General features: G+C 57.4%; 1 rRNA gene. It reads right to left on the bottom strand.

Features of this window, described 5'->3' with window-relative positions:
• Positions 1–2,083: ribosomal RNA gene (locus tag ACWDRR_RS44180) — 23S ribosomal RNA — on the bottom strand; the annotation flags it as partial.
• Positions 2,084–2,138: the final 55 nt, after the last annotated feature.

The raw sequence follows: 2,138 nt of genomic DNA on the forward strand, positions 1-2,138 counted from the left end.
AGCTAACCGGTCCCCTTAACGTTCCAGCACCGGGCAGGCGTCAGTCCGTATACATCGCCTTACGGCTTCGCACGGACCTGTGTTTTTAGTAAACAGTCGCTTCTCGCTGGTCTCTGCGGCCACCCCCAGCTCAGAGTGCAAGACTCATCACCAGGAATGGCCCCCCTTCTCCCGAAGTTACGGGGGCATTTTGCCGAGTTCCTTAACCATAGTTCACCCGAACGCCTCGGTATTCTCTACCTGACCACCTGAGTCGGTTTGGGGTACGGGCCGCCATGAAACTCGCTAGAGGCTTTTCTCGACAGCATAGGATCATCCACTTCACCACAATCGGCTCGGCATCAGGTCTCAGACTATGTGAACGGCGGATTTGCCTACCGTTCGTCCTACACCCTTACCCCGGGACAACCACCGCCCGGGCTGGACTACCTTCCTGCGTCACCCCATCGCTCACCTACTACAAGCTTGGTTCAGCGGCTCCACCACGTCCCATTGTCCGAAGACTCCGGGCCGGCTTCACGGCTTTAGCATCACCTGGTTCGACGTTGGCGCTTCAAAGCGGGTACGGGAATATCAACCCGTTGTCCATCGACTACGCCTGTCGGCCTCGCCTTAGGTCCCGACTTACCCTGGGCAGATCAGCTTGACCCAGGAACCCTTGGTCAATCGGCGCAAGAGTTTCTCACTCTTGTATCGCTACTCATGCCTGCATTCTCACTCGTGTACCGTCCACGACTGGTTTCCACCGCCGCTTCACCCGGCACACGACGCTCCCCTACCCATCACAGCAGGCGTTGGCCCTTCATGCTGCAATGACACGACTTCGGTGATGTGCTTGAGCCCCGCTACATTGTCGGCGCGGAATCACTTGACCAGTGAGCTATTACGCACTCTTTCAAGGGTGGCTGCTTCTAAGCCAACCTCCTGGTTGTCTCTGCGACTCCACATCCTTTCCCACTTAGCACACGCTTAGGGACCTTAGTCGGTGTTCTGGGCTGTTTCCCTCTCGACCATGGAGCTTATCCCCCACAGTCTCACTGCCACGCTCTCACTTACCGGCATTCGGAGTTTGGCTAAGGTCAGTAACCCGGTGAGGCCCATCGCCTATCCAGTGCTCTACCTCCGGCAAGAAACACGTGACGCTGCACCTAAATGCATTTCGGGGAGAACCAGCTATCACGGAGTTTGATTGGCCTTTCACCCCTAACCACAGGTCATCCCCCAGGTTTTCAACCCTGGTGGGTTCGGTCCTCCACGAAGTCTTACCTCCGCTTCAACCTGCCCATGGCTAGATCACTCCGCTTCGGGTCTTGGGCGTGCAACTCAATCGCCCTATTCGGACTCGCTTTCGCTACGGCTACCCCACACGGGTTAACCTCGCTACACACCGCAAACTCGCAGGCTCATTCTTCAAAAGGCACGCAGTCACGAGACACACAGCAAGCTGCATGTCCGACGCTCCCACGGCTTGTAGGCACACGGTTTCAGGTACTATTTCACTCCGCTCCCGCGGTACTTTTCACCATTCCCTCACGGTACTATCCGCTATCGGTCACCAGGGAATATTTAGGCTTAGCGGGTGGTCCCGCCAGATTCACACGGGATTTCTCGGGCCCCGTGCTACTTGGGTGTTCTCCAAACGAGCCGTACAGATTTCGTCTACGGGGGTCTTACCCTCTACGCCGGACCTTTCGCATGTCCTTCGACTACCCATACGGTTTCTGACTCGCCGACCGGCCGGCAGACCGATCAAGAAGAATCCCACGACCCCGCGACGGCAACCCCTGCCGGGTCTCACACCATCGCGGTTTAGCCTCATCCGGTTTCGCTCGCCACTACTCCCGGAATCACGGTTGTTTTCTCTTCCTGCGGGTACTGAGATGTTTCACTTCCCCGCGTTCCCTCCACATACCCTATGTGTTCAGGTATGGGTGACAGCCCATGACGACTGCCGGGTTTCCCCATTCGGAAACCCCCGGATCAAAGCCTGGTTGACGGCTCCCCGGGGACTATCGTGGCCTCCCACGTCCTTCATCGGTTCCTGGTGCCAAGGCATCCACCGTGCGCCCTTAAAAACTTGGCCACAGATGCTCGCGTCCACTGTGCAGTTCTCAAACAACGACCAGTCACCCACCCAC

This window comes from Kitasatospora sp. NPDC003701 (assembly GCF_053587085.1).